We start from the raw sequence: 1,540 nt of genomic DNA on the forward strand, positions 1-1,540 counted from the left end.
AAAAGATGACCTTATCGAACTTGGATTTGCTCCAGGAACTGCAAGAAAGATTATCCATACCGGCAAATTACTATTAGTTAATCGTGGTTTTAACATCTACGATAACAAACGGATAGGTACAATTCCAGCTAGTGTCGCTGAAGAACTACTAGGAATTGAACTCCAGAAAGAAGCATAATGAATGACTATTCGTAAAACTAAAAGTGGTAAATGGACCGTTGATGTTTCTAATGGTTTCCACCCCGTCACACAAAAAAGAATACGTATCATTCGAAAAGGATTAAAATCTAAAAAGGAAGCCCTAGAACTAGAACAACATATTCGAGTTGTAGAATTAAAAGAAAAACAATTTGACTTTATAGTGACAACGGATATGTTATTCGACTTACTTGAAGAAGATGATTTGAAAAATGGCAGAAAAGTAAGCTACACAAGTACACAAAGAAACAATTATGAGCGTCATATTAAGCCTTATTTTAAAGATACAAATTTAAATAAATTAACGTATGACCATATATTCGAATTTCGTGAATACCTAAAAACAAAACCTAAAAAACAAAATGAAAATGAAACATTAAGTTATAATACAATTAATAAAATTCTAATTCTACTTAAAAAAATTTTTGATACTGGTATAAGAAAATCCCTCATTGATAAAAATCCTGTTGAGAATCTGAGAAAATTACCAATTAGCAAGCCTAATATCAAATTTTGGAGTATAGAAGAATTCACAAGATTTAGAGAACTTATTCGAGATGATGAAATAAGCTATGACCTGTTTTTCGTAATTGCTTTCTTTACTGGAATGAGAATGGGAGAAATCCTCGCATTGAACTGGAATGATATAAACCTTTTAACAAATACGATTTACGTTACCAAAACGGTATACTTTGTCAATAATACAAGCTACATTAATACAACAAAAACACGTTCAGGAACTAGAAATATAACAATAAATCAGAAATTAGCAGAAATGCTAATAGATTGGAAAGTAAAACAAAAAGAAAAACTTGAGGAATTTACGAAAAATACTGAAGAACTTCAAATAATACAGAGTACACCAATAACAATTACAAAAAATATGATTGATAAGAAGTTTAAGCAAATACTAGAAAGGGATAAAGATTTAAAGAAAATAAGAATTCATGATCTGAGACACTCTCATGCATCATTACTTATAAATCAAGGAGAAGATTATCTTGTTGTCAAAGAAAGATTAGGACACGCATCTATTACAACAACAATTGATACTTATTCCCATTTGTACCCTAGCAAACAGAAAACATTGGCTAATAAACTTGATGATTTATTTTAAAATGGAAAAAATTGGTAACTCGACACACAACAAAGAAAAAAAGACAAGGTCCGAAAACCTTGTCTTTATTACTATACCGGCGGCCGGGGTCGAACCGGCACGTCCTTGCGGACACTGGATTTTGAGTCCAGCGCGTCTGCCAATTCCGCCACGCCGGCAAATAGTAACTGGGGTAGCTGGATTCGAACCAACGCATGAGGGAGTCAAAGTCCCTTGCCTTACCGC

At 32.9% G+C, this 1,540-nt stretch carries 2 protein-coding genes and 1 tRNA gene; 2 read left to right on the top strand and 1 reads right to left on the bottom strand.

Annotated elements, in window-relative coordinates; translation table 11 throughout:
* The coding region (locus tag ADM33_RS10665; protein WP_065429213.1) for a DUF3173 domain-containing protein at positions 1-178 on the top strand (178 nt) is incomplete at its 5' end.
* Positions 179-181: 3 nt separating this feature from the next.
* Positions 182-1,315, top strand: a complete 1,134-nt coding sequence (locus ADM33_RS06330; protein WP_049486504.1) for a tyrosine-type recombinase/integrase — start codon at positions 182-184, stop codon at positions 1,313-1,315.
* A gap of 74 nt (positions 1,316-1,389) precedes the next feature.
* Here the strand turns inward: ADM33_RS06330 and ADM33_RS06335 are convergent.
* A tRNA-Leu gene (locus ADM33_RS06335) sits at positions 1,390-1,473 on the bottom strand.
* Between the last annotated feature and the right edge of the window lie 67 nt (positions 1,474-1,540).

It is taken from the genome of Streptococcus oralis (assembly GCF_001075875.1).
GTDB lineage: Bacteria > Bacillota > Bacilli > Lactobacillales > Streptococcaceae > Streptococcus > Streptococcus oralis_I.